Annotated in this window: 1 protein-coding gene; it reads right to left on the minus strand. The window is 66.7% G+C overall.

Features of this window, described 5'->3' with window-relative positions; translation table 11 throughout:
• Positions 1–80: 80 nt before the first annotated feature.
• On the minus strand, positions 81–2,312 hold a 2,232-nt coding region (locus A9X03_RS16855), incomplete at its 5' end, for a pyruvate carboxylase (protein WP_068262028.1).

The raw sequence follows: 2,312 nt of genomic DNA on the forward strand, positions 1-2,312 counted from the left end.
GCGGCGCCTCCGCCGCCCACCAGCGCCCAGCGCACCCCCGGCAGCGGTTGCATATCGGGCGCTAACTGCTCGATGGTGAGCTAGCTGACAACCACCAAGAGGTCGCCGCCTTCGACCTGGGCGGTCTGTGAGACGGCGACTCGGGCCACCTTTCCGGCCTTCGGGGTAGTTACGGCTGCCTCCATCTTCATCGCCTCGATCGTCGCGATCGTCTGGCCCGCTTCGACTTCCGCTCCGACGTCGATGGTCACCGTAACGACGCCGGCGAACGGCGCACCGACATGGTCGGGGTTGTCGCGGTCGGCCTTTTCGGCGGCGGGCACATCCGCGGCGATACTGCGGTCACGCACCACGATGGGTCGCAACTGCCCGTTGAGAATGCACATCACGGTACGCATGCCGCGCTCGTCCGCATCGGAAATCGCCTCCAGGCCGATAAGCAGTTCCACGCCGCGCTCGAGCTCGACTCGATGTTCGTCACCCTGGCGAAGCCCGTAGAAGAACTGATTGGCGCTCAGGCGCGACGTGTCACCGTACTGCTCACGATGGTCCTCGAGCTCCTTCGTGGGGCCGGGGAACAGCAGCCGATTCAGCGCCGCCTGCCGCTCGCTGCCCGCCGCTGCCAACGCCCGTTCGTCTGCGCCCGAGAGCTGCTGTTCCGGCTTCGCCGGTCCGCGACCTCGTAACGCCTTGGTGCGCAACGGCTCAGGCCAGCCGCCCGGCGGGTTGCCGAGCTCCCCGCGGAGGAAGCCGATGACCGAGTCGGGGATGTCGTAACGCTCGGGATCGGCGGCGAAATCCCGCGCACTGACACCTGCACCGACCAGCGCCAGGGCGAGGTCCCCGACGACCTTGCTCGACGGGGTCACCTTGACCAGGCGGCCGAGGACGGCGTTAGCCCCCGCATAAGCGTCTTCGACGTCCTCGAAACGGTCACCGAAACCCAACGCGATTGCCTGCTGGCGCAGGTTCGACAGCTGCCCGCCCGGGATCTCGTGCCGGTACACCCGTCCAGTCGGGGCCGGCAGCCCGGACTCGAACGGCGCGTACACCTTTCGCAGCGCCTCCCAATACGGCTCCAAGGCGCAGACGGCATCCAACGATAAGCCCGTGTCGTAGGTGGTGTGTGCCGCGGCGGCCACGATGGAAGATAACGCCGGCTGGCTCGTGGTTCCGGCCAGCGGGGCCGCGGCGCCGTCCACGGCGTCGGCCCCGGCGAGCCAGGCCGCCGCATAGGTGGCCAGCTGCCCGCCCGGGGTGTCGTGGGTGTGCACGTGTACTGGCAGGTCGAATCGCGACTTCAGCGCGGAAACCAGCGTCGTGGCGGCGGGCGCGCGCAACAACCCGGCCATGTCTTTGATCGCCAGCACGTGCGCACCCGTCGACACGATCTCGTCGGCCAGCTTCAGGTAATAGTCAAGGGTGTACAGGCGTTCGGCCGGATCACTGAGATCACCGGTGTAGGACATCGCCACCTCGGCGACGGCGGTGCCCGTCTCACGAACCGCGTCGATCGCCGGGCGCATCGAATCGACGTTGTTCAACGCATCGAAGATCCGGAAGATGTCGATGCCGGTTGCGGTCGCTTCCGACACGAACGCCGTCGTCACGGTGTCCGGATAGGGCGTGTAGCCAACGGTGTTGCGTCCGCGCAGCAACATCTGCAAGCAGATATTGGGCATCGCCTCGCGCAGGGCCGCCAGCCGCTCCCACGGGTCCTCCTTCAGAAACCGCAGCGCGACGTCGTATGTCGCCCCGCCCCAGCATTCGATCGACAACAACTGCGGCAACATTCGTGCGATGTAGGGAGCCACCATGATCAGCCCGCTGGTGCGCACCCGCGTGGCTAGCAGGGACTGGTGCGCATCGCGAAAGGTGGTATCCGTGACGCCGACTGCGCGCGATTCACGCAGCCACGCCGCGAATCGCTCCGGCCCGAGCTCGGCAAGAAGCTGTTTGGATCCCGCCGGGGGGTCTGTCGACAAGTCGATGTCGGGAAGTTTGTCGTGCGGGTACACCGTCGAGGGACGCTCGCCGTGGGGCTTGTTGACCGTGACATCGGCCAGGTAGGTCAGGATCTTGGTGCCGCGATCGGCCGAACTGCGCGCGGTGAGCAGTTGCGGACGTTGTTCAATGAACGACGTGGTGACGCGTCCGGCCTGGAAGTCAGGATCGTCCAGAACCGCCTGCAGGAAAGGAATATTCGTCGAGACACCGCGGATGCGGAACTCCGCGACCGCGCGCCGCGCCCGCCGCACGGCCGTGGCGAAGTCACGCCCTCGACAGGTCAGTTTGATCAGCATCGAATCGAA

Origin of the sequence: Mycobacterium sp. E1715 (assembly GCF_001667625.1) — a bacterium.
GTDB lineage: Bacteria > Actinomycetota > Actinomycetes > Mycobacteriales > Mycobacteriaceae > Mycobacterium.